20 protein-coding genes are annotated in these 22,333 nt (G+C 72.9%); 9 read left to right on the plus strand and 11 right to left on the minus strand.

The genetic code is table 11. The features are described 5' to 3' along the window. Window positions 1–8: 8 nt before the first annotated feature. Window positions 9–773, minus strand: a complete 765-nt coding sequence (locus tag ACIRO3_RS03360) for a DUF4344 domain-containing metallopeptidase (RefSeq protein ID WP_404131883.1) — start codon at window positions 771–773, stop codon at window positions 9–11. A gap of 207 nt (window positions 774–980) precedes the next feature. Here ACIRO3_RS03360 and ACIRO3_RS03365 point away from each other — a divergent pair, with 207 nt between their 5' ends. Beyond that, window positions 981–4,256: a tetratricopeptide repeat protein gene (locus ACIRO3_RS03365; protein WP_404131885.1), complete on the plus strand. Its 3,276-nt coding sequence runs from the start codon at window positions 981–983 to the stop codon at window positions 4,254–4,256. Window positions 4,257–4,503: 247 nt separating this feature from the next. Here the strand turns inward: ACIRO3_RS03365 and ACIRO3_RS03370 are convergent, their stop codons facing one another. Next, window positions 4,504–4,734 (minus strand): hypothetical protein, encoded by a 231-nt coding sequence (locus ACIRO3_RS03370; protein ID WP_365998025.1) that lies wholly within the window; start codon window positions 4,732–4,734, stop codon window positions 4,504–4,506. Window positions 4,735–4,736: 2 nt separating this feature from the next. Further along, window positions 4,737–5,618, minus strand: a complete 882-nt coding sequence (gene mca / locus ACIRO3_RS03375) for a mycothiol conjugate amidase Mca (protein WP_361771963.1) — start codon at window positions 5,616–5,618, stop codon at window positions 4,737–4,739. 324 nt (window positions 5,619–5,942) lie between these two features. Between mca and ACIRO3_RS03380 the strand changes: the two genes are divergently transcribed. After that, window positions 5,943–6,356: a DUF4307 domain-containing protein gene (locus ACIRO3_RS03380; protein WP_361771962.1), complete on the plus strand. Its 414-nt coding sequence runs from the start codon at window positions 5,943–5,945 to the stop codon at window positions 6,354–6,356. Between the two features lie 330 nt (window positions 6,357–6,686). After that, window positions 6,687–7,184 (plus strand): transcription elongation factor GreA, encoded by a 498-nt coding sequence (gene greA, locus ACIRO3_RS03385; RefSeq protein WP_053682166.1) that lies wholly within the window; start codon window positions 6,687–6,689, stop codon window positions 7,182–7,184. Window positions 7,185–7,256: 72 nt separating this feature from the next. Here the strand turns inward: greA and ACIRO3_RS03390 are convergent, their stop codons facing one another. From ACIRO3_RS03390 to ilvA, 3 genes are all read right to left on the minus strand, one after another. Beyond that, complete coding sequence (locus ACIRO3_RS03390) at window positions 7,257–8,042, minus strand: ABC transporter permease (protein WP_361772146.1); 786 nt, start codon at window positions 8,040–8,042, stop codon at window positions 7,257–7,259. A 5-nt stretch (window positions 8,043–8,047) separates the two neighbouring features. Further along, window positions 8,048–9,067, minus strand: coding sequence for an ATP-binding cassette domain-containing protein (locus ACIRO3_RS03395; protein WP_404131889.1), 1,020 nt, complete (start codon window positions 9,065–9,067; stop codon window positions 8,048–8,050). Between the two features lie 245 nt (window positions 9,068–9,312). Next, window positions 9,313–10,545: a threonine ammonia-lyase gene (ilvA, locus tag ACIRO3_RS03400; RefSeq protein WP_404131892.1), complete on the minus strand. Its 1,233-nt coding sequence runs from the start codon at window positions 10,543–10,545 to the stop codon at window positions 9,313–9,315. A 231-nt stretch (window positions 10,546–10,776) separates the two neighbouring features. On the opposite strand from ilvA, the gene ACIRO3_RS03405 reads away from it, so the two are divergent. The 3 genes from ACIRO3_RS03405 to ACIRO3_RS03415 all read left to right on the plus strand — a co-directional run bounded on the left by ACIRO3_RS03405 (window position 10,777) and on the right by ACIRO3_RS03415 (window position 12,106). Further along, a complete protein-coding gene (locus ACIRO3_RS03405) occupies window positions 10,777–11,298 on the plus strand; it encodes a MarR family transcriptional regulator (RefSeq protein ID WP_361771959.1) in 522 nt (173 codons plus the stop codon). A gap of 104 nt (window positions 11,299–11,402) precedes the next feature. Next, window positions 11,403–11,855 carry a sigma factor-like helix-turn-helix DNA-binding protein gene (locus tag ACIRO3_RS03410; RefSeq protein WP_365998021.1) on the plus strand — a complete coding sequence of 151 codons (453 nt, stop codon included), beginning with the start codon at window positions 11,403–11,405 and terminating at the stop codon, window positions 11,853–11,855. Further along, a complete protein-coding gene (locus tag ACIRO3_RS03415) occupies window positions 11,852–12,106 on the plus strand; it encodes a hypothetical protein (RefSeq protein ID WP_361771957.1) in 255 nt (84 codons plus the stop codon). The genes ACIRO3_RS03410 and ACIRO3_RS03415 overlap by 4 nt, the downstream gene beginning before the upstream one ends. Before the next feature lie 33 nt (window positions 12,107–12,139). Here the strand turns inward: ACIRO3_RS03415 and ACIRO3_RS03420 are convergent, their stop codons facing one another. Further along, window positions 12,140–13,297 carry a cystathionine gamma-synthase gene (locus tag ACIRO3_RS03420; protein ID WP_361771956.1) on the minus strand — a complete coding sequence of 386 codons (1,158 nt, stop codon included), beginning with the start codon at window positions 13,295–13,297 and terminating at the stop codon, window positions 12,140–12,142. A 109-nt stretch (window positions 13,298–13,406) separates the two neighbouring features. Here ACIRO3_RS03420 and ACIRO3_RS03425 point away from each other — a divergent pair, with 109 nt between their 5' ends. Both ACIRO3_RS03425 and msrA read left to right on the plus strand, forming a co-directional pair. After that, window positions 13,407–14,513 carry a hypothetical protein gene (locus ACIRO3_RS03425; RefSeq protein ID WP_404131897.1) on the plus strand — a complete coding sequence of 369 codons (1,107 nt, stop codon included), beginning with the start codon at window positions 13,407–13,409 and terminating at the stop codon, window positions 14,511–14,513. 131 nt (window positions 14,514–14,644) lie between these two features. Continuing rightward, window positions 14,645–15,319: a peptide-methionine (S)-S-oxide reductase MsrA gene (gene msrA, locus ACIRO3_RS03430; RefSeq protein WP_365998018.1), complete on the plus strand. Its 675-nt coding sequence runs from the start codon at window positions 14,645–14,647 to the stop codon at window positions 15,317–15,319. A 58-nt stretch (window positions 15,320–15,377) separates the two neighbouring features. Here the strand turns inward: msrA and ACIRO3_RS03435 are convergent, their stop codons facing one another. Both ACIRO3_RS03435 and ACIRO3_RS03440 read right to left on the minus strand, forming a co-directional pair. Next, a complete protein-coding gene (locus tag ACIRO3_RS03435; RefSeq protein ID WP_404131902.1) occupies window positions 15,378–17,543 on the minus strand; it encodes a sulfatase-like hydrolase/transferase in 2,166 nt (721 codons plus the stop codon). A gap of 154 nt (window positions 17,544–17,697) precedes the next feature. Then, window positions 17,698–18,744: an NAD(P)-dependent alcohol dehydrogenase gene (locus ACIRO3_RS03440; protein ID WP_404131906.1), complete on the minus strand. Its 1,047-nt coding sequence runs from the start codon at window positions 18,742–18,744 to the stop codon at window positions 17,698–17,700. A gap of 149 nt (window positions 18,745–18,893) precedes the next feature. Between ACIRO3_RS03440 and ACIRO3_RS03445 the strand changes: the two genes are divergently transcribed. Next, on the plus strand, window positions 18,894–19,772 hold the full coding sequence (locus ACIRO3_RS03445) for a helix-turn-helix transcriptional regulator (RefSeq protein WP_361771951.1): 879 nt from the start codon (window positions 18,894–18,896) through the stop codon (window positions 19,770–19,772). Between the two features lie 64 nt (window positions 19,773–19,836). Here the strand turns inward: ACIRO3_RS03445 and ACIRO3_RS03450 are convergent, their stop codons facing one another. Next, a complete protein-coding gene (locus ACIRO3_RS03450) occupies window positions 19,837–20,808 on the minus strand; it encodes a GNAT family N-acetyltransferase (RefSeq protein WP_404131909.1) in 972 nt (323 codons plus the stop codon). Between the two features lie 200 nt (window positions 20,809–21,008). Further along, window positions 21,009–22,283 carry an Ig-like domain-containing protein gene (locus tag ACIRO3_RS03455; protein ID WP_361771949.1) on the minus strand — a complete coding sequence of 425 codons (1,275 nt, stop codon included), beginning with the start codon at window positions 22,281–22,283 and terminating at the stop codon, window positions 21,009–21,011. Window positions 22,284–22,333 lie beyond the last annotated feature (50 nt).

Raw genomic sequence — 22,333 nt, forward strand, 5'->3', positions numbered from 1 at the left:
GGCGCTCCTCACCTGAGCACCGGGGCCAGGTCGCGTTCCCAGTCGGTGCGGGTGGCGGGCCAGGTCGGGGTGCAGGCTCGGGTGCGGGCGGCGAGGTCGGGGTGGCGGTCGGGGGCCGCGCCGTGCAGGAGGCAGAGGTAGGCGGCGGCGCGGTCGGCCGGTGGGGCGTGTTCGTCCTCGCCGGGGTCGGCGTCCTGCTCCCGGGCCGCGAGCAGCTCGTACTCCTCGGCGGCGGTCCGCAGGGCGCGTTCCCCTTCGGGGCCCTCGCGGAGCAGCATCAGCGCCGCGAACCGGTCGGCGGCGTTCTCCTCGTCGGGGTCGGGTCCGACGGGGAGTTCGAGGGCGTCGACGAGGGCGTGGCCGGCTTCGTGGTAGACGCTCTCGGCCACGATCGCGCCGACCTTGCCGTCCGTCGTGAGGAGTTCCCGGTCCTGCGCCATGTCGTCGTAGCAGAGGTCGATCCGGTGTGCGGCGGGGTCGTAGGAGGTGCCCTCGCCGGCGCAGGAGCGGGCGACGACGGCGACCCGGTGGGGGAGGTCGAGGTAGGCGTTCAGTCGGGTGACGGCCCGTTCGGCGTGTGTGCCGTCCCGCAGGAAGGCGGCCTCGCGCTCGTCGCCTGCGGCGGGGGTCTCGTACCGTACGGCGAATCCGCGCGGGGTGGCCGCGCAGCCGCCCGTGAGGAGCGCCGTGGACAGGGCGGCGCAGAGCGCGGCGCTCAGGGCGGCGGGTGGGGTGCGGCGGTGCTCGGCGGCGCGCGTCGGCCTCACCGTCATCGTGTCGCCCCCCCCGGCACACTGTCGGATGTTCGGATCAGCGTACCGATCCGCCCGGGTGGCTCGTCGGGACAGGACGTACATATATGCACGCCGGCGACCGAAGTCGCGCCAACTCCCGCTGAACCGGTTCGGATTCACTCGCGCTCGCGACCGTCCCGCAGGACACTTGGGGCACGTTGCCGGAGCGCTCTGAGGGGGATGCCGATGCGGGACAGTCATCGTGTGGAGGCCGAACGGCTTCTGGAGCGAGCCGTGGACGAGGAGGGGCGCCGGGCCGCTCCGGGGGCGCCGTTCGACAGGGCGGCCCTGTTGGCGCGCGGCCGGGAGTCCCTGGACGCGATCGCCGCGAGCGCCTCCGAGGAGTACGAGGCCTACGCGCGCGCCGTGGACGAGGCGGCGGCCGGGGACCAGTCGCTGGGCGAGGCGTTCCGGCGTGCGAACAGTTCGACGGCGTTGCTGGTCACGGCGGTCGGGGCGGTCGCGGCCGTGGGCGCGGACCTGGCCTTCGGCGTGGCCGCCGGTACGGCTTTCGGCACGGGCATCGTCGTGGGCGTCGCGGGGGCGGCCACGACGGCGGCGAAGGTGACGGCCCTTCACCTGCCGGCGGCGAACCGGCGGGCCGGGGAGGCGGGCAGGCCGGGCGGTCCGGAGCAGTTGCGCCTGCAGTGGCTGTCGGTGTTGGAGGTGCGCGGGATCCGGCCCTTCCTGGAGCAGCAGCGCCTGGTGGCGACGGCGGTGCGCAATCCGCCGCGCGCTCGGACGGGCGTCAACGGCGGCGCGGTCGGTCTCGTCAAGCAGGCGACGGGCTCGGGCCCCGCGTTGCGCGGCACCGATCGCAGCGCGCAGGCGCGGCGGCGCAGTGTGCTGGAGCAGTCGTTCGGGCAACTCCCGCTGTCGGACGTGGGGTTCACCGGGCGTCGGGCGGAGCTGACGCGCATCGCGCAGTGGGTGCAGGCGGCGCGGGCGAGCACCGAGACGCGGCCGGTGGTCGTGGTGTTGCACGGGGAGCCCGGTTCGGGGCGCACCGCGTTGGCGTTGCGGGCGGCGCACGCGCTGCGGGACCAGTTCCGGGGCGCGTGCGTGGTGGACCTGCGGGGCGGGTCCCCCCACGGCGACGCCGCGGAGGCCCCGTTGTCGACGCGGGAGGCGCTGTTGCACCTGCTGAACCGGCTGGGCGCCCCGCGCGAGCAGTTGTTGTTCCGTGAGGGGGCCTCCGCGGAGCAGCAGGTCCGCCGGCTCGGGGAGTTGTACCACCAGCACCTCCAGGGGCTGCCGGTGACGGTGGTGGTGGACGACGCGGTGGACGCGGCGCAGGTGCGGACGCTGGTTCCGGAGCGGTCCGACAGTCTGGTCCTGGTGACGGCCCCGGGCCCGTTGGAGTTGTCCGCGGATCTGGCGGCGTGGGTGCACCAGCTTCCCGTGGCGCGCCTGTCGGAGCCGGAGGCGGCCGAGGTGCTGCGCGCCGGCGCGGAGGCGGCGGGCGGGCCCGCGTACGGGGAGGAGGCGGCGCGGGAGCTGCTGGGGCTCGGCGCGGGGCTGCCGTTGGCGCTCCGCGTGCTGGCCCCCTTGGGGGAGGTCGGCGGCGCCGGGGGCTCCGGTGGCACCTTGGAGCACGCGCTGGACCTGGCGTACGTACGGCTGCCCGAGGAGCGGCGTCGGCTGTTGCGGCGCCTGACGCTGGCCGGTCGGGCCTCGCTCGGGCCGTCCGCGGCGGCGGCGCTGATCGACGCGGACCAGGCGGAGGCGGGACGGCTGCTGCGCGAGCTGGCGCGGGCGGGCCTGCTGGATCCGGTGCGCGGGGAGCGGTACCGGATGCACGACGCGGTGCGCGCGTACGCGGCGGCGCGGTTGGCGGCCGACGAGGACCGGGCGGAGGCCGCGGCCGCGCACGAGCGGCTGATCCGCAACTACGCGCAGCTCGCGGACTCGGTGATCCGGATGGTCGACGGGAAGATGTCCACCCGCGCCAACCACTTCGGCGGGCACGGTTTCGCCTCGTTGGACGCGGCGCTGCGCTGGCTGGACGACGAGTCGAGCTTCATCACGGCGGCGCTGCGGCATTCGCAGGACGTGGACCAGCAGGCGGTGCTGGACCTGCTGGGAGCGCTCTGTGACTTCTGCCTGCTGCGCGGGGACCTGTACCGGCTGGGCGAGATCAACGAGCTGACGCAGGCCGTGGAGGCCGGGCAGCGCGGGGAGCCGGGCCGGGGCGGCAGGATGGCGCGCTCGGTGCAGTGGCGCACGGGCATCGCCGCGCGCCAGCTCGGCGACCTGGACAAGGCCCGTACGACCCTGACCTCGGTCGTCGACCAGTACATGGAGGCCGAGCAGGAGGCGGGGGCGGCGATGGCCCTGGTGTCGTTGGGCATCACCTTGCACCACCAGGGCAATCTCCCGGAGGCCGCCGTCCGGCTGCGCGAGGCGCTGGTCCTCCAGGAGCCGCCGGAGCTGGCGGGCGACCGGGCGTGGGGGTTGCACGCGCTGGCGGCGGTGCAGCGCGATCGGGCGGAGCTCGGGGAGGCGTTGGCCCTGTTGGAGCGGTCCCTCGCCCTGCACCGGGAGAGCGAGAGCGTGCACGGGGAGGCGTGGGCGCACTTCCAGCTGGGGCAGGTGTACCTGCGGATGGGCGCGCCGGAGCGGGCGGAGCAGGAGCTGCGGTCGGCCCTGGAGATGTACGGGCGCACCCGTGACGACCGCGGCCAGGCCTGGGCGCTGACCCAGCTGGGTCGGGCCCGGGTGGTGGACGGGGACCCGGGGCCGGCGCTGGAGCGGTTGCGGGACGCGCTGGCGCGGCACCGGCTGGCGGAGGACGCGCGCGGCGAGGCGTGGACGCTGTACTACCTCGGGCAGGCGTTGGAGGAGGACGGTGAGCGCGACGAGGCGGTGCGGGAGCTGGAGCGGGCCCGGACGATGTTCTCGCGGATGCGGGACGTGTACGGGTTGGCGCATGCCCGGCACCATTCGGGTCGGGTGACGCGTGACCAGCGGGCGGCGCGGACGGGGAACCTGAGGAACTCAGGTTTCGCCCGCCAGCTGCTGGTGGACGCGCGGGCCGACTTCCGGCGGATCGGGCTGGCCCACGGGGAGGGCTGGACCTGCCTGGAGCTGGCGATCGTGGACGCGGGCAACGCGCGGGTCCCGCAGGCCCTGGGCCTGTGCGAGGAGGCGGCCGGGCTGTTCGCCTCGTACGGGGACCTGCGCGGCGAGGACTGGGCCCGCTTCCTGCGCTGCACGATGCTGCCGTACGGCGTCCCGCCGGGCCCGGGGGCCGTGGACGAGGCGCGGGTGGAGCTGGCGCGGCTGGTGGCGGCCCCGCACCGGCTGCGTGACCGGCGGCTGGAGGACTGCCTGGAGACGTACGGGGTGATCCTGGGGCGGGGCGTGGATCCGGCGGAGGGCTGGCAGGCGTGGCGCCTGGGCATGGTCCCGAACCTGCGGTCGCGGGAGGTCATGGGGGTACCGGTCCGGCCGGTGGCCTAGACGGGTCCCGGACCGGTGGCCCAGACGGGTCCCGGACCGGTGGCCCAGACGGGTCCCGGGCCGGTGGCGACGGGGCCCGGAAGGGTCCCGGTGCCCGGGGCGGCGCGGGGGCGCGGACGTCCGCCGCCCCACCGGTCGACGGGTGGGGCGGTGGCCGCCGCGGGGTGCCCTGCGATGCGGCGGTCCGCGCGAGGTGCCCCGCGCCGCGGTCCGCGCGGGGCCTCGGGCTCACGGGCGGCTCACGGGCCTACGGGGCCCGTGTGCCCTCCGGCGCGGCGCCCTTGGCCGCCGGCTCGGGGGCTTCCTTGAAGTCCACCCGACCCATGTGCCGGCTCATGGACTTCATCAGGCCCCACACCCCGAGGGCGAGGGCCGCGAACACGATGAACCCGAGGATGCCCGGGGTCACCTTGTTCTTGTCGAAGGTGTCGCCGGCCAGCGGGAGGAGCTGGGCGATTGCTTCCTGCGTAGCGCTCATGACTACGCATTCTCCCGGATGCCCGCGAAGAGGTCGGACTCGGGGAGGGAAGTGTCCACGAGCGACTTCGCCAGCTCGTACTCCTCGGTCGGCCAGACCTCCTTCTGGATCTCCATCGGAACGCGGAACCAGCCGCCGTCCGGGTCGATCTGCGTGGCGTGCGCGATCAGCGCCTTGTCACGGATCTCGAAGAAGTCCGCGCAGGGGACGTGCGTGGTCAGCGTGCGTTCGGTGCGCTCGAACTCCTTCCAGCGCTCCAGCCACTCCCCGTAGGGGGACTCCAGGCCGCGGGCGAGCAGCGCCTCGTGCAGGGCGACGGTGCGCGGCTTGTTGAAGCCCTGGTTGTAGTAGAGCTTCCGCGGCTGGTAGGCGGGGCCGAACTCGGCCTCCGGGTACTTCTCGGTGTCCGCGGCGCCATCGAAGGCCACCATCGAGATCTGGTGGGTCATGATGTGGTCGGGGTGCGGGTACCCGCCGTTCTCGTCATACGTGGTGACGACCTGCGGCCGGAAGGCGCGGATCTTCTTCACCAGGCGGCCGGCGGCCTCGTCGACGTCGGCGAGCGCGAAGCAGCCCTCGGGAAGCGGCGGCAGCGGGTCGCCCTCGGGAAGCCCGGAGTCGACGTAGCCCAGCCACTCCTGCTCGATGCCGAGGATCTCGCGGGCCTCGTCCATCTCCTTGGCGCGGACCTCGTGGATGTGCTCCTCGATGTACTTGTCCCCCTGGAGCTTGGGGTTCAGGACGGAGCCGCGCTCACCGCCGGTGCAGGTCACCACCAGCACGGGCACCCCTTCGGACACGTACTTGGCCATGGTGGCCGCGCCCTTGCTCGACTCGTCGTCGGGGTGGGCGTGGACGGCCATCAGTCGAAGCTGCTCGGTCAAGACAGGATCCTCTGGTACTCGTCTGGCAAAAGGGGGCCGGTGGGCGCCTTGCATGGTCACCCCTCCCCTCAACAAACGGAGACGAGGGAGATTCCCGGCTCGCTCGTCCCGGGGGACGAGGCGCCGCACGCGGTGCCCGTGTACATGCGGTCCGACCAAGGTAATGCGTGCCCGGGCCGCCCTTCGCCGGTTTTCCCGGCCCCTCGGATTCCGCTTTGCCCGGGCCCCCGGGTTCCGCCCCGGGGCACGGGGCGTGACATCCTCCGGTTACGGTGACCGGACCGGAGGAGTGCGACTTCCCGGTCCTGGCGAAAGGAACGATCGATGAGCACGGTGCGCGAGGGGCTGCCCGAGGGTCGCTACGGCCGGTCGGCGGACGAGCGCGCGGACCGGAAGCTCAAGATCGTCGGGTCCGTGCTCGGGGTCGGGCTGTTGGGCGTGGTCGGCTGGATCGGCTGGGACTACGTCGGCGGGCAGACCGTGAGCGCCGAGGTGATCAAGTTCCAGATCGTGTCGGACAGCGAGGTCAAGGTGCACCTGGAGGTCCGCAAGGACGCCGGGGTGACCGGGGTCTGCACCCTCAGCTCGCAGGACGAGGGGCACGGCGAGGTGGGTCGCGCCGACTTCACCTTCGGGCAGCGGGACGCGCGCGTGGACGAGGTCGTCTCGCTGAAGACCGCCGGGCGCGCGACGACGGTCGACCTGGTCGGCTGCCAGGCCGCAGGCGCGAAGTCCTAGCGGGGGCCGAGAGTCCTGGTTGGCGCCGCGTCCTGGTTGGCGCCGCGTCCTGGCCGGGGCCTCCCGCACGGGTCACCGCCCCGACACCGACCGGTACTGATCGTTCACGATCGGTGGCGCTCATTACGGATCGATACCGCGCCACGCCCGGGAAGTTTGCCCCCGCATCCCGCACCAGGCGTGTGACCTGCGACGCCACCCGGGCCGGCGACGCGCGATGACACACTTCATACACAGGGTGTCCTCCCCCTTTTCTTCCCGAATTGTTAGGCTCGTGGTTTCGTCCGCCGCTGGCGGCTTTGAAGTCCCCTGTACCGACGAGGAGCACCCGTGACCCAGACGAGCGAGAGCGTCACCTGGCTGACCCAGGCGGCGTACGACCAGCTGAAGGCAGAGCTGGACTACCTCTCTGGTCCCGCACGCACGGAGATCGCCACCAAGATCGCAGCTGCCCGTGAAGAGGGCGACCTGCGTGAGAACGGCGGTTACCACGCGGCCAAGGAGGAGCAGGGCAAGCAGGAGCTCCGGGTCCGCCAGTTGACCCAGCTCCTGGAGAACGCCAAGGTCGGCACCGCTCCCGCGTCCGACGGCGTGGTCGCCCCCGGCACCCTCGTCAAGATCGCCTTCGACGGCGACGAGGACGACACCATGGAGTTCCTGCTGGCCTCGCGCGAGTACGCGTCCTCGGACTTCGAGACCTACTCCCCGCAGTCCCCGCTGGGCACCGGCGTGATGGGCAAGAAGATCGGCGAGGACGCCTCGTACGAGCTGCCCAACGGCAAGACGGCCGCCGTCAAGATCCTGGACGTCAAGCCCTTCACCGGCTGAGCAGCCGCGTACGTCGAGAGCCCCCGCCCGGACCGATCCGGGCGGGGGCTCTCGCGTGCACGGGCTCCTGCCTCAGTTGGCCGCCCTGCGGTACTTGCGGACCGCGAGCGTGCGGAAGGTCGCGACGATCACGACCGACCAGATCAACGACGCCCAGACCGGGTGGACCATCGGCCAGGCGTCGGACGGGGAGACGCCGGGGTTCCCGAAGAGTTCCCGGCAGGCCTGGACGGTGGCGCTGAAGGGGTTCCACTCCGCGATGGGCTGGAGCCAGCTCGCCATGTTCTCCGTGGGCACGAAGGCGTTGGAGATGAACGTGACGGGGAAGAGCCAGATCAGCCCGCCCGAGGTGGCCGCCTCCGGGGTGCGCACCGACAGGCCGATCAGCGCGCCGATCCAGGAGAAGGCATAGCCGAGCAGGAGCAGCAGCGCGAAGCCGGCGAGCGCCTTGGGCACGCCCTCGTGGATGCGCCAGCCGACGAGGAGCGCCACGATCGCGAGGACGACCATGGTCATCGCGGTCTGCACGAGGTCGGCGAGGGTGCGGCCGGTGAGGACCGCGCCCCGGGCCATCGGCAGCGAACGGAAGCGGTCGATCAGGCCCTTGTGCATGTCGTCCGCGATGCCCGCGCCCGCGCCGGCCGTGGCGAAGGTGACGGTCTGCGCGAAGATGCCGGCCATCAGGAAGTTCCGGTAGGCGACGGGGTCGGTCGAGCCGCCGATCATCATCGAGCCGCCGAACACGTAGCTGAACAGCACCACGAACATGATCGGCTGGATCAGCCCGAAGACGACCATCTCGGGAATCCTGGTGAGGCGGATCACGTTCCGCCGGGCGATGACCAGGGAGTCGCTCATGCCGCTCACTTCACCTGCTCCTTCCGCGCCGCGCCGCCCTCGGTCCCGGCCGTGCCGTCGTCCGGGTCACCGTTGCCCTCGTCCCGTTCCGCCGCGTGGCCGGTGAGCGAGATGAACACGTCGTCGAGGGTGGGTCGGCGCAGTCCGATGTCGTCGATCTCGATGCCCCGGCCGTCGAGTTCGCGGATGACCTCGGCGAGCAGTTTGGCGCCGCCGGACACCGGAACGGTCAGCTTGCGGGTGTGTTCCTCGACGGTGGCCTCGCCCTTGCCGAAGCCGGCGAGCACCGCGCGCGCCGTGGCGATGTGGTCCCGTTCGTGGACGACGACCTCCACCCGCTCGCCGCCGGTACGGGCCTTGAGCTGGTCGGAAGTGCCGCGCGCGATGACCTTGCCCTGGTCGACCACGCAGATGTCGTGGGCGAGGTGGTCGGCCTCCTCCAGGTACTGGGTGGTGAGGAGCAGGGTGGTGCCCCCCGCGACGAGTTCCTGGATGATGCCCCACAGTTGCTGGCGGTTGCGGGGGTCGAGTCCGGTGGTCGGCTCGTCCATGAACATCACGGGCGGGCTGACGACGAGGGCGGCCGCGAGGTCGAGGCGCCTGCGCATGCCGCCGGAGTAGGTCTTGGCCGTCCGGTCGGCGGCTTCGGTGAGGTGGAAACGTTCCAGCAGTTCGGCGGCCCGGGCCTTCGCCGCCTTGGAACTCATCTGGTAGAGCCGGCCGACCATGTGGAGGTTCTCGCGGCCGGTCAGGTACTCGTCCACCGCGGCGAACTGGCCGGAGAGGCCGATCGAGCGGCGGACCTGGTCGGGGTTCTTCAGTACGTCGATCCCCGCGACGAGGGCTCGGCCGCTGTCGGGTCGGATGAGGGTGGTCAGGACGCGCACGGCCGTGGTCTTGCCCGCGCCGTTCGGGCCGAGAAGACCCAGGACGGTTCCTTCGGGGACATCGAGGTCCACGCCGTCCAGAGCCCGTACGTCGCCGAAGGTCTTCACCAGACCTTCGGCGTAGATGGCGCCTGGCATACGGATTCCCCCAGGGCTGATCGGGTGTTTCCCACGCAAATCCTACGGGCGGGGCACAAGCCCCGCCCGGTCTTCCACGAACCGGGACCGCCCGCGTCGACGCGCGCGCACCGGCCGAGCCGGAACCGTATCGCGTCATATCGCGTGCCGCCACGGGATTGCGCGATCCGTTCGGATGTACGAGGCCCTGCCACTCCGCCTCGACCGGGGATCCGCCGCGACGCGGTTCCTCGGCGCGACCGGCCTCAACTCATGACCGTGTACCCCGCGCCGTGCAGCGTCCGCGCGACCTGGGCGCAGTGCTCGGGCCCCTTGGTCTCCAGGTGCAGCTCCACCTCCACCTCGGTGAGCCCCAGTCGCGGGTCGGTCCGGACGTGACTGACGTCCAACACGTTCGCGTCCACCGTCGACAGCACCCCGAGCAGGCCGGCCAGCGCGCCGGGCCGGTCGCTCACGCGCAGCCGCAGCGAGAGGTAGCGGCCGGCCGCCGCCATGCCGTGCCGCAGGATCCGCTGGAGCAGCAGCGGATCGACGTTCCCGCCGGACAGGACGGCCACGACGGGGCCGTCGCCGTACCGTTCGGGCTCGCTCAGCAGCGCGGCCACCGGACTGCACCCGGCCGGCTCGACCACGAGCTTGGCCCGCTCCAGGCAGAGCAGGAGGGCGCTGGAGAGCGCGTCCTCCGACACCGTGCGGACGCCGTCGAGGAGTTCACCGATGATCTTGAAGGGGACGTCGCCGGGTCGGCCGACCTTGATGCCGTCCGCCATCGTGACCGGGTTGTCGATCGACACCGGGTGTCCGACCTTGAGCGAGGGCGGGTAGGCGGCCGCGCCCGCCGCCTGCACACCGATGACCTTCACGTCCGGCCGCAGCGCCTTCACGGCGACCGCGACGCCGGCGGCGAGCCCGCCGCCGCCGATGCCGACGAGGATCGTGCGCACCTCCGGGCACTGCTCCAGGATCTCCAAGCCCACCGTGCCCTGACCCGCGATGATGTCGCGGTGGTCGAAGGGGTGGATGAACACCGCCCCGGTGCGGTCGGCGTGTTCCTGGGCGGCGGCGAGCGTCTCGTCCACCACCTGCCCGTGCATGATCACCTCGGCGCCGTACTCCTGGGTCGCCGCCACCTTCGGCAGCGGCGCCCCGACCGGCATGAACACCGTGGAACGGACCCCCAGGAGGGACGAGGCCAGCGCCACGCCCTGCGCGTGGTTGCCGGCGCTGGCCGCGACCACGCCGGCGGCGCGCTGCTCGGGGCGCAGGCCCGCGATGCGCACGTAGGCCCCGCGCAGCTTGAAGGAACCCGTCCGCTGGAGGTTCTCGCACTTGAGGTGGACCGGTGATCCGGTCAGCGCGGAGAGGTGCCGACTGCCTTCCATCGCGGTGACCCGCGAGACGCCCGACAGCATCTTCTGGGCCCCCCGGACGTCGTCGAGGATGACCTGCGGGACGGGCGTGGGCACGCGGTAGTTCATGTGGCCAGTCTCGCAGCCCGCGCGGATCGGGGCGCAGGACGTCGAAGCGGTGAGACGGGGCCCGCCCGCGAGGGACCGCCGGCCGGGGGCGGGATCCCGCCATGCGCGACGGCGCCGACGCCGCGGCCGGCGGCGGTCGTATCAGTTCTCGTACGAGGCGTACGAGCCGCCGCACGGCCGCGTACTCTGTCCCCCATCCTTGTCGGACCCACGCGAAGAGAGCCCACGGCCATGCCCTCCATCCCGGCCAGTTCCGACCTTCCCACGGTGGCCGAAACGCCCGCCGAAGCCGGTCTCCTCGACGCGCTCCAGCACCAGGTGGCGGTCTTCGCCCGCCGGGCGGAGCAGACCCGCCTCGGCGGAGTCGGTCAGGCCCGCAACTCGATGGACCGCGCCGCCTACCTGCTGCTGAACCGACTCGACCTGGAAGGCCCGATGGGCGTCAAGGCGCTCGCGGGCGGGATGGGCATCGACTCGTCCACCGTCACCCGCCAGGTGGCCCCGCTCGTCGACGGCGGCCTGGTCAAGCGGACCTCGCACCCCGAGGACGGCCGGGCCGTGGTGCTCGCGCTGTCCCCGCGCGGGCTGGCCCGGCTGGAGGAGGTCCGCTCCTCGCGGCGCGAGCTGATGGCGCGGGTGACCGACGGCTGGACGGAGGAGGAGCGCGAGTCCTTCACCGGGCTGCTGACCCGTTTCAACCTGTCGCTGTCGGAGCTGATGGCCTCCGTCACGGACGCGGGCCCCGCCTCCTGAACCCCGTCGCCGTCCCGGCCCCGGGCCCGGCCCCCGCACCGTTCGGATTCGGCCGTGTCCGACCCCTTGACCAAGACGGTCCCCCCGGCCGCACTATGTGAGCCATGGGGGTTGTGGACCACCGGGCAAGGCCCTACGCGGAGTTCGAGGCCTTCGTCGCGGGTGCGGCGGGCCGGCTCCTGCACGTCGCGATCCTGCTGACCGCCGAACCCGAGGACGAACCGGTCGTCGCGCGCCGGCTCCTCGCGGGCGCGCTGGCCCGTACGTACGCGGACTGGCGCCGCTTGCGCGGTGACGACCCGTACGACCACACGCGGCAGGAACTGTGCGCGGCGTACGCCCGCACCGCCCGGCGCCGGCCCTCCGGTACGGGACCGCTCGCGCGACTGTCCCCGCCGGAACGGCTCGTCCTGGTGCTGCGGGTCTATGAGGGAGTTGCCGAGGAGGTCACCGCGGCGCAGCTCGGGCTGCCGGCCGAGCGGGTGCACGCCCTGTGCAACCGGGCCGTCGCGGCGCTGCGGGACGCTGCGCCCGCCCCCGGTCGGGAGGCGGCGTGAGCGCCTTCCCCGACCGCAAGGCGGCCCGGGCGCGGGAGCTGATGGACGGCCCCCACCCGACTGTGCCGGTCGGGCTGGCGGCGGCCGCCGCGGCCCGCGGGGACCGGCTGTTGCGCCGCCGCCGGGCCCTTCGCCGGTTCGGTTGGACGGTGCTGTGCGCGGCGGCGCTCGCGTTCACGGTGTGGGCGGCGCTGACCCGGCCGTGGGCGACGCCGCCGAGCGATGTCTCCCCGCCCCTGGAGGGCTGGTGAGGACCGCCCGGCGGCCGACGGCGAAGAGGCGACTCAGCCCAGTGCGCGGGTGAGGTCCGCGATGAGGTCGTCGGCGTTCTCGATGCCGACCGAGAGGCGGATCAGGTCCGCCGGGACCTCCAGGGCCGAGCCGGCCACCGAGGCGTGGGTCATCCGACCCGGGTGCTCGATGAGGGACTCGACGCCGCCGAGGGACTCGGCCAGGGTGAAGATCTTCGTACGGCCGCAGACCGCGACGGCCTCCTCCTCGCCACCGGCGACCTGGAAGGAGATCATGCCGCCGAAGTTGCGCATCTGCTTGGCGGCGACCTCGTGGCCCGGGTGTTCGGGCAGGCCCGGGTAGAGGACCTTGGTGACCTTGGGGTGACGGGTCAGCACATCGACGATCTTGGCCGCGTTCTCCGCGTGCCGGTCCATGCGGACGGCGAGGGTCTTGATGCCGCGCAGCACGACCCACGAGTCGAAGGGGCCGGCCACCGCGCCCATGGCGTTCTGGTGGTAGGCCAGTTCCTCGCCGAGGGCCTCGTCGGCCGCGACGAGGGCGCCGCCGACGACGTCGGAGTGACCGCCCATGTACTTGGTCAGCGAGTGCACGACCACGTCGGCGCCGAGCGCCAGGGGCTGCTGGAGGTAGGGGGACGCGAAGGTGTTGTCCACGACCAGCTTGGCGCCGGCGGTGCGCGCGATGTCGGCGACCACCGCGATGTCCGTGATGCCGAGCAGCGGGTTGGAGGGGGTCTCCACCCAGATCACCTTGGTCTTCGGCGTCAGGGCCGCGCGGACGGAGTCCGGGTCGGAGGTGTCGGCCACCGACCACTCGACGCCCCAGCGGGAGACGACCTTCGCGAAGAGGCGGAAGGTGCCGCCGTAGGCGTCGTTCGGGATGACCACGTGGTCGCCCGGCGAGAGCAGCGTACGCAGCAGGCAGTCCTCGGCGGCGAGCCCGGACGCGAAGGCGAGACCGCGTCGGCCGCCCTCCAGCGCCGCGAGGTTCTCCTCCAGGGCGGTGCGCGTCGGGTTGCCGCTGCGGCTGTACTCGTAGCCCTCGCGCAGTCCGCCGACGCCGTCCTGCTTGTACGTGGACACCTGGTAGATCGGGGGCACGACCGCGCCGGTCCGCGGGTCCGCCGTGTTGCCCGCGTGGATCGCGCGGGTCTCGAAGCTCTGGTGCTCGTGGCTGTCGTCGCTCATGGGCAGATGCTATGCCCCGTCCGGCGGTGGTTCCTCTCGTGCCCCGGCCATCGGACCTGGTCCGTGAGGCATTGGCCTTGGCCCGGGTGCGTCTGGTTCGCTTGGAGGCATGGAGATTCTGTGGTTCCTCTTCGCGATGGGCCTGCTCGTGGCCATCGCCGCCCCCTACATCCGGCGCCGGCGGGGCGGTGCGCGGCTGGTCGCGCCCGGCAGCCCGGACGCCGCCGACCCCGCGAACTACGGGTTCGACCGGGAAGAGGAGCTGGACATCCGCGTTCCCGGGCCCGACCAGGACCTGATGGACGCCCTCGACAACGTCGAGCGCACCGGCCGGTGGCAGGCCGCCTCGCAACTGCTGGCCGGGACCCCGGCGGAGGGCGAGCAGCGCTGGCAGCGCGTCCAGGCCTTCGGCGGTGCGGCGGCGCTGGACCTGGTGCGCCGGCCCGGAGAGGGCGCGGGGTGGCTGAAGGCGTGGCGGCTGGAGGCGCCGAAGGACGCGGGCGGCGCGCAGGTGCACGCGGAGTTGTTGGTGCAGCAGGCGTGGCGGCACTCGGGTGGCGTCGGCTCCGAGGACCACCGGATCATCCTGGAGGAGGCCCTGGAGGCCTGCCGGCGGGCGGCCCTGCTCGCGCCGGGGGACCCGGTCCCGTACATCACGGAGCTGGCGATCGGCCGGGCGCTGGGCTACTCCGAGGCGGAGTACGACGCGCTGTGGGCCAAGGTCATCGACCGGGCCCCGCAGCACATGGGCGCGCACCTGGCGGCCCTGAACTACTGGTGCGAGAAGTGGCACGGCTCGCGCGAGAAGGCCGACGCGTTCACGCACGCGGCGGCGGCCCGCGCCCCGCAGGGTTCGCTGCTGGCGGCCCTGCCGCTGTTCGCGGTGTACGAGCACCTGCCCGAGGTGAACTTCGTGTCGACGTTCTGGCAGAGCTCGGTCGTCACCCGGGCCGTGGAGGGCGCGATGTACGCGGTGCGCACGGCCCGCGCGGACGATCCGATGCTCGCCCACGTACGGCACCTGCTGCTGATGTTCCTGGTGAGCATGGAGCGCTGGGCGGAGGCGATGGAGCAGGTGCGGCACGTGGACGGGTACGTCGGCGCGCTGCCCTGGTCGGCCTCGTCGGAGCCGGCGGCGGCGTACGCGGTGTACCGGGCGCTGGCGGTGGCGGGCTACGAGGCCAACGGCGGTTCGCCGGCGACGCTGCCGCACTGACGCGGGGCGGTGACGCGCGGTTCGGGAATCGGGCGCGTCCGGCGCGCCGGTGCGTCCGGCGCGCCGGTGCGTCCGGTGCGGGAATCCCGGGCCGCCCCTGTCCGTTGTTCCCACTACCAAGGAGGCGACCCATGTTCTCGTACCGCCGCACGCCCGAGCTGCCCACCCGCGAAGAGGCCCTGCGGGGCCGCTCGGAACCGCTCTTCTCGCTGCCGTCCGCGCACACCGTGCTCGGCAACCCGCTCGCGGGGCCCTACCCCGCGCACCTGGCGGTGGCGGACTTCGGCCTGGGCTGTTTCTGGGGCGCGGAGCGCAAGTTCTGGCAGACCCCCGGGGTGTGGACCACCCTCGTCGGCTACCAGGGCGGGTTCACGGAGAACCCGACGTACGAGGAGGCGTGCTCGGGGCAGACCGGCCACGCCGAGGTCGTGCGGGTGGTCTTCGACCCGGCGCTCGTCTCGTACGCGACCCTGCTGAAGCTGTTCTGGGAGTCCCACGACCCCACGCAGGGCTTCCGCCAGGGCAATGACGTCGGCACCCAGTACCGCTCGGCGATCTACACCCACTCCCCCGCCCACCAGGCGGAGGCCGAGTCCTCCCGCGAGGCCTACCAGCGGGTCCTGACGGCCGCGGGCCACGGCGACATCACCACGGCCGTCCTCCCGGCGTCGGAGCGCCCGTTCTGGCCCGCCGAAGCCCATCACCAGCAGTACTTGGACAAGAACCCCGGTGGGTACTGCGGCATCGGCGGCACGGGCGTCAGTTGCCCGATCGGCGTGGCCCAGGCCCCGTCCGCCGGCGCCTGAGCCGTCCCGCGCACGCCCCGGTCCGCCGCCGCACCCGCGGCGGCGGACCGGGGCGTCGTCATGCCAGGGTGATGTGGGGGCGGGCCCAGGAGGTGTGGTCGAAGGCGGAGTTGGAGTCGGCGTCCTGCACCACGAGGTGGAGGAGGCGCACGCCGGTGACGTCGAGGTCGATGGCCGTGGGTCCCGAGGCGCCGGTGAGCGTCGGGGTGGTCAGGAGGGTGCGGCCGTCGCCGCGGACGAGGGCGCGGGTGGCGCCGGCCGCCGACTGGTTCGTCGAGAAGTCGTCGATGCCGACGAGGGCGGTGAAGCGGGCCGCGCGGCCGCCCAAGTGGTAGACCACCTCCGACGGGGCGTGCACGCCGAGCCCCTTGGCGTGGGTGACGCCGCCGAAGGCGATCGGGGTGCCGTCGCCGCCTTCCTTGCGGCCGTTGGAACGGTCGATCTCCACGGGGCCCCAGCCGTTGGTCGCCGACACCCACGGCAGGTCGCTGAGGTGGCCGTCACGGGTGGGCGGCGCCGGGAGCGGCGTGAAGGGGTGCGCCTCGGTGAAGCGGAACACGCCCGCGCCCGCCCGTACCGTCAGGGCCGCCGGACCGGAGCCGGGGGCCGGCGCGGTGATCTTCCAGGTGGTCGTCAGCCGCGCGCCCGGGGCCAGCGAGGGGGCCGTGGCCGGGCCGGTCGGGATGGCCGTCCAGCCCGCCGGGACGGCGAGGGTCACCCGGGTCTGCGGCCAGGCACGGGAGGTTCCGTTGGCCAGGGTGGTGGTGGCCGTGACGCCGTCCGAGACCACCGTGAGGCCCCAGGGGCGGCGAGGATGGGTTTGTGCCCAGGACGACCTCAGCAGGGCCGTCAGGGAGGCGACCACGGCCGGGTTCGCGGCGGCCACGTCGCGCTGTTCGCCGAGGTCGGCGGCCAGGTCGTACAGCTCGAACCGCCATTGCGCGTCGGGCGCGCTCCGGTCCCGCGTGGGGGCGAAGCGGACCCCCTTCCAGCGGTCCTTGCGGATCGCCTCCGCGACCTTCTTGGCCCGACCGCCGTCCTGGGCGTTGGCGCGGGCGGTGACGCCCTGTTCGTCGCGGTACCAGTACAGGTGGTCGTGGAGCGGGGCCGTCGCGGGCGCCCCGGTGAGGACCGGGGCGGCCGAGAGCCCGTCGATGTCGGCGGGGGCCGGGGCGCCCGCCAGGTCGGCGAGGGTGGGCAGCAGGTCGTACAGCGGGGTGGGACGGGCGCTGACGGTGCCGGGGGCGATCCGGCCGGGGCTCCAGGCGATCAGCGGGACGCGTACGCCACCTTCGTACAGGTTGCGCTTGTAGCCGCGCAGCGGGCCGTTGGCGTCGAAGAGGTCGGGGTCGACCCCACCTTCCTCGTGCGGGCCGTTGTCGGAGGCGACGAGGACCACGGTCCGGTCGGCGATGCCGTGCGCCGTGAGCCGGTCCACGACGGCGCCGACCTGGGCGTCGAGCAGGCTGATCTGGGCGGCGTGCGCCTTGTTCTCCTGGGTCCAGCTCCGTGCGGCGTACGCGCCCACGTCGGGGATCTCGCTGGGGGCGTGCGGCAGGTTCGGGGTCAGGAACACCAGGAAGGGGTCGGGGCCGGCGGCGTGCGCGTCGATGAAGCCGAGGGCGCGTTCGGCGATGGCGGTGGGCGCGTAGGTGCCGGCCGGGAGGGTTTCCCTGGCACCGTTGTGCCACAGGTAGGCGGGACGGTACTGGTGGGCGTGGCCGTGGTCGATGTACCCGTAGAACTCCTCGAAGCCCCGGGCTCCGGGGTGGCTCGGCTGTTCCCCGGCCTCCGGTCCGAAGCCCCACTTGCCGAACAGCCCCGTACGGTAGCCGCGCGCCCGGAGCACCTCGGCGAAGGTGGTGTCCCCGGCGCCGAGGCCGCCCTGTCCGCCGCTGTCCGGGTTGGCGCGGACGGCGGCGTGGCCGGTGTGCAGGCCGGTGAGCAGGGCGGCCCGGGAGGGGGCGCAGACGGCGGCCGCGGCGTAGGCGTCGGTGAACCGCAGCCCCTCGGCGGCGAGCCGGTCGATGCGCGGGGTCGTGATCAGCTTCTGGCCGTACGCGCCGAGGTCCCCGTATCCGAGGTCGTCGGCCAGGATCACCACCAGGTGGGGCGGCGTGGTGACCTCGGCCGCCGACGCGGGTGCGGGCCCCGCCACCTGGGGCAGGGCGGCGAGGCCCACGGCGGCCGCGGATCCGGCGAGGAAATGACGGCGGCTGGGCATCGCGAACTCCTGTGGGACGGAAGGCTGGTGAGGCGATCGTCCGCACGGGGCGCCGGCAAGACCATGCACGGGGCGTGAAGAACGTGTGACACCGTCCGCCGGAGGGACGGGCACGCGTGGCCGGGGAAGCGGCCGGGTGGCGCCGGCGGCCGGGTCAGATGGTCGCGGTGTCGATGACGAAGCGGTAGCGGACGTCGCTCGCCTGCACCCGGTCGTAGGCCTCGTTGATCCGGTCGGCGCCGATCAGCTCGATCTCCGCGCCGAGGCCGTGCTCGGCGCAGAAGTCCAGCATCTCCTGGGTTTCGGCGATCCCGCCGATCGAGGAGCCCGCGAGGGTCTTGCGGCCGGCGATGACGGAGAACAGGTTCAGCGAGACCGGGTCCTCCGGGGCGCCGACGTTCACGAACGCGCCGTCGACCTTCAGCAGCCGCAGGTACGTGTCGAGCGGCAGCGGCGCGGAGACGGTGGAGACGATCAGGTCGAAGGTGCCGGCCAGCTTCTCGAAGGTGGTCTCGTCGCCGGTGGCGTAGTACTCCGAGGCGCCCAGCCTGAGGCCGTCGTCCTTCTTGCGCAGGCTCTGCGACAGGACGGTGACGTCCGCGCCCAGCGCCGAGGCGATCTTGACGCCCATGTGGCCGAGGCCGCCGAGGCCGACGATGGCGACCTTCTTGCCGGGGCCCGCGTTCCAGTGCTTGAGCGGGGAGTACAGGGTGATGCCGGCGCACAGCAGCGGGGCGGCCACGTCGAGGGCGACGCCCTCGGGGATGCGGACGGTGTAGTTCTCGTCGACGACGATGTGGGTGGAGTAGCCGCCGTAGGTGGGCTCGCCGGTCTTGTCGAGGGCGTTGTACGTGGCGGTCATGCCCTTGAGGCAGTACTGCTCGAAGCCGGCCAGGCACTGCTCGCACTCGCGGCAGGAGTCGACGAAACAGCCGACGCCCACCCGGTCGCCGACGGCGAACTTCGTGACGCCGGTTCCGACCTCGGTGACCACACCGGCGATCTCGTGGCCGGGGACCATGGGGAAGATGCCCTCGCCCCAGCCGTCGGTGGCCTGGTGGATGTCGGAGTGGCAGATGCCGGCGAACTTGATGTCGATGAGGACGTCGTGCTCGCCGACCGGGCGGCGCGGGATCGTCGTGCGCTCCAGCGGGGCCTTCGCGGCAGGAGCGGCGTAGGCGGCGACCTGGGTGACGGACATGATGAAGCTCCTCGAACGGGGATTTCCAGCGGTAACTCCACGATGCCCCCATTCCCTCGTGTCACCCAGTCCACTGGTGTGCCTACGACCCGTGGACCTACCACTGGCGGGGTCAGGCACACGGTTCGCGACCCGGACATACTGGTTGTATGGACCAGCTTGATCAGCGAGCCGAACTGGGCGAGTTCCTGCGGAGCCGGCGGGCCCGGTTGCGCCCCGGGGACGTGGGGCTGCCGGACTACGGCCGCCACCGCCGGGTGCCCGGCCTGCGCCGGGAGGAGCTGGCGCAGCTGGCCGGCGTATCGGTGGCGTACTACACGCGGCTGGAACAGGGACACGGACAGAACGTGTCGGCGGAGGTGCTGGACGCGATCGCGCGGGCGCTGCGGCTGGACGACACGGAGGCCGCGCACCTGACCCACCTGGCGAGCCCGCGCGCCCTCAAGCGGCGCCAGTCCCGTCGGCCCCAGCAGGTCCGGCCGGAGCTGCGGACGCTGCTGGACGCGATGGAGGGCGTACCGGCCTACCTGGTGGGGCGGCGCCAGGACGTCATCGGCTGGAACCGGTTGGCGGTGGCGGTCTTCGGGGACTTCGGGGCGCTGCCGGCCGCCGAGCGGAACCTGGTGCGGCTGGTGTTCCTGGACGGGGCGACGGCGGAGCTGTACGCGGACTGGGAGTGCCGGGCCTGCGAGGTCGTCAGCAATCTGCGCATGTACGCGGGCCGGCAGCCGCAGGACGAGCAGTTGTCGGCGCTGGTCGGGGAGCTGTCGGTGAAGAACGAGGAGTTCCGGCGGCTGTGGGCGGCGCACACGGTGGCGGACAAGACGCACGGCGTGAAGCGGCTGCGGCACCCGGTGGTGGGCGAGATGGACCTGCACTTCGAGACGCTGACCCTGCGGGACGATCCGGAGCAGTCGCTGGTCACCTTCCACGCCACCCCGGGTTCCCCGTCGGCGGACGCCCTGCGCCTGCTGTCGTCCTGGTCGGCGCCGGCCCACTCCCCGGTGGACGCCCCGACGCAGAACTGAGGCGCGTGCGGCCGGCCCCGCGTCCGGCGGCCCCGCGTCCGGCGGCCCCGCGACGGGTCGCGGGTCACAGCTTGCGCTGGAAGATGCCCACGCCGCGTTCCCACCGGTAGCCCAGGGACTCGTTCACCGCCCGCATCGGGCCGTTCTCGTCCGCCACGGTCGTGCCGATCTCCCGCAGGTCCGGGTGGCGCGTGGCCACCTCCGCCAGCATGCGGAGCTTGACGGCGCGGCCCAGGCCGTGGCCCCGGTGGGCGGAGACGACCACCGTGTCGTACTGGAGGGCGCGCGGTCCCGCCGGGTCCGTCCGGACGAGGACCGTGTACGCGGCGACCTCGCCGGCGGGGGTCACGGCCGCGACCATGGTCAGTTCGCCGCCCCGCTCCAGGACCAGCCGCTGTGCGGCCCGTACCCGCTCGGCCGTCCACGTCATCGTCTGCTCGTCCATGTCGCCGCCGGGGGCGTCGTCCATCGCCCCGTGGGCCACCGCCGCCGCCTGCGCCCACGCGTCGGGGACGATGCCGGGCCAGCACATCAGCTCGTAGCCGGGGGTGGCCGGTATCCGTGGCGCGGCGGGGTCCGCCGCGTCCCGCGCCACGTCCTGTACGTACCAGGCCATCCGCAGCACGTTCTCGAAGCCGAGGGACTCGGCGAACGCCTGGCCCGGCCCGCCGAGGTCGACGAGCGCGGAGACCGAGGTGCGTTCGCGCGCGAGGAGTTCGGCGCGGACCCGCTCCCACAGGGCCGTGCCCACGCCCCGCCGGCGCGCCTCGGGGCGCACCGCCAGCACGTCCAGGAACGCGGTGTGCGTGTTCCCCTCGTCGGCGAACAGGAGCAGGCCGGCGACGCCGTCCCCGTCGTCGGTGGTCCAGAACGCGTGCCGTCCCCGGGCCGGCGGCACCCGCAGCCGGCCGGCGACCTCCACGCGGGAGGGCGCCGGCAGCCCCGGCAGGTCGGTGGTCGAGGCGGCGGTCAGGACCGCCAGCCAGGCCTCCACCTCGGTGTCGGACGGGGGCGGGACCACGGGTCGGATCGTCATGATCGGGACCCTAGCGGGGGCGTCCGGCGCAGGCTCGGGGGTTTTCCGTCACCGTCACCCGGCCTTTGCGGATCGTTGCCGCGCGCGGTGCGCGGTCGGCCGGCGGCGGCGCGCTTCGAGACGACGACGGACGGCGGGAAACCTGTGTGGGTTTCCCGCCGTCCGTGGTGTCCGCGCGTCAGTTCAGGTCGTACACGGCGTCAGGAGGCCGCGCCCGCCTTCCACTCCGCCCAGCTCATGTTCCAGCCGTTGAGGCCGTTGTCCGGCTTGATGGTCTTGTCCGGGGAGTTGACCACGGTGACCACGTCGCCGATCAGCGAGTTGTCGAAGAACCAGGAGCCGGGGGTGTTCGGGTCGTTGGCGCCCTGGGCGTCGTTGAGACCGACACAGCCGTGGCTGGTGTTGACCTTGCCGAAGATCGAGTCGGCGCCCCAGTAGTTGCCGTGGATGAAGGTGCCCGAGGTGGACAGCCGCATCGCGTGCGGGACGTCCTTGATGTCGTACTCGCCCTTGCCGTCGCCGTCCTTGAAGCCGACGGTGGCGCCGTCCATCCGGGTCTCCTTGAACTTCTCGGAGATCACCATCTGGCCGTTGTACGTCGGGTTGTCCGGGGATCCGGCGGAGATCGGGATGGTCTTGAGGACCGCGCCGTCCCGGGTGACCGTCATCTGCTTGGTCTGCGCGTCGACCTTGGAGACCTGGCTCCGGCCGATCTTGAAGGAGACGGTCTTGTTCTGGACGCCCTGGACGCCGGGCGCCCCCTTCACGCCTTCCAGCGCCAGCTTCAGCGTGACGGTGGAGTTGGCCTGCCAGTACTTCTCGGGGCGGAAGTCCAGCCGCTGCGAGTCGAACCAGTGGCCGACGACTTCCTGGCCGCTGCTGGAGGTGACGTTGATGGCCGCCTGGACGGCCTTCTGGTCCTTGATCGGCTTGTTGAAGGTGATCGAGACCGGCATGCCCACGCCGACGGTCTGGCCGTCGTCCGGGATGAACGAGCCGACGAAGCTGTTCTCCGGGGAGACGGTGGTGAAGGACGCGTTCTCGTGCGCCTCCTTGCCGGCCTCGTCCTTGGCGGTCGCCGACAGCGCGTACTTGGTGGAGCGCTTGAGTGCCCCGTCCGGCTTCCAGCTCTTGCCGTCGCCCGCGATCTTGCCGGGAACGAGCGTGCCCTCCGTGGTCTTCAGCTCGACCTTGGTGAGCGTGCCGTCACTGACGGCGACCTTGGTCGCGTCGTTCAGGCCGATGTTGGTGGCGCCGTCCTTGGGCGTGATGGCTATTCGGGCCTTGGAGCTGTCCTTGGCCGCCGCGGCGTCCACGTCCGCCTGCGACTTGCCGCTCTCCGTGCCGCCCGCCTTCGGGTCGCTGTCTCCGCCGCCATTGCAGGCCGAGAGCATCAATACGCCACCGAGCACGGCGGAAACGGCCACCAGGGACCTCTTCCTCCGCATGCTGTCCGTCCTCACACGCCACTCCATCGTTGCCGGAACCCCCGAGCTCCACCCGGCTACCGCCGGGCGGTATCCCT

The organism is Streptomyces sp. NPDC102278 (assembly GCF_044766345.1).
Taxonomy (GTDB): domain Bacteria; phylum Actinomycetota; class Actinomycetes; order Streptomycetales; family Streptomycetaceae; genus Streptomyces.

Bases quoted from the DNA above. Each gene is read 5' to 3' on its own strand.
- ilvA (WP_404131892.1), bottom strand. From the start codon at position 10,545: ATGAACTACCGCGTGCCCACGCCCGTCCCGCAGGTCATCCTCGACGAC.
- ACIRO3_RS03450 (WP_404131909.1), bottom strand. From the start codon at position 20,808: ATGACGATCCGACCCGTGGTCCCGCCCCCGTCCGACACCGAGGTGGAG.
- ACIRO3_RS03435 (WP_404131902.1), bottom strand. From the start codon at position 17,543: ATGCCCAGCCGCCGTCATTTCCTCGCCGGATCCGCGGCCGCCGTGGGC.
- ACIRO3_RS03390 (WP_361772146.1), bottom strand. From the start codon at position 8,042: ATGAGCGACTCCCTGGTCATCGCCCGGCGGAACGTGATCCGCCTCACC.
- ACIRO3_RS03410 (WP_365998021.1), top strand. From the start codon at position 11,403: ATGGGGGTTGTGGACCACCGGGCAAGGCCCTACGCGGAGTTCGAGGCC.
- ACIRO3_RS03425 (WP_404131897.1), top strand. From the start codon at position 13,407: ATGGAGATTCTGTGGTTCCTCTTCGCGATGGGCCTGCTCGTGGCCATC.
- ACIRO3_RS03455 (WP_361771949.1), bottom strand. From the start codon at position 22,283: ATGGAGTGGCGTGTGAGGACGGACAGCATGCGGAGGAAGAGGTCCCTG.
- ACIRO3_RS03395 (WP_404131889.1), bottom strand. From the start codon at position 9,067: ATGCCAGGCGCCATCTACGCCGAAGGTCTGGTGAAGACCTTCGGCGAC.
- msrA (WP_365998018.1), top strand. From the start codon at position 14,645: ATGTTCTCGTACCGCCGCACGCCCGAGCTGCCCACCCGCGAAGAGGCC.
- ACIRO3_RS03370 (WP_365998025.1), bottom strand. From the start codon at position 4,734: ATGAGCGCTACGCAGGAAGCAATCGCCCAGCTCCTCCCGCTGGCCGGC.
- ACIRO3_RS03440 (WP_404131906.1), bottom strand. From the start codon at position 18,744: ATGTCCGTCACCCAGGTCGCCGCCTACGCCGCTCCTGCCGCGAAGGCC.
- ACIRO3_RS03420 (WP_361771956.1), bottom strand. From the start codon at position 13,297: ATGAGCGACGACAGCCACGAGCACCAGAGCTTCGAGACCCGCGCGATC.
- ACIRO3_RS03405 (WP_361771959.1), top strand. From the start codon at position 10,777: ATGCCCTCCATCCCGGCCAGTTCCGACCTTCCCACGGTGGCCGAAACG.
- ACIRO3_RS03445 (WP_361771951.1), top strand. From the start codon at position 18,894: ATGGACCAGCTTGATCAGCGAGCCGAACTGGGCGAGTTCCTGCGGAGC.
- ACIRO3_RS03380 (WP_361771962.1), top strand. From the start codon at position 5,943: ATGAGCACGGTGCGCGAGGGGCTGCCCGAGGGTCGCTACGGCCGGTCG.
- ACIRO3_RS03360 (WP_404131883.1), bottom strand. From the start codon at position 773: ATGACGGTGAGGCCGACGCGCGCCGCCGAGCACCGCCGCACCCCACCC.
- ACIRO3_RS03365 (WP_404131885.1), top strand. From the start codon at position 981: ATGCGGGACAGTCATCGTGTGGAGGCCGAACGGCTTCTGGAGCGAGCC.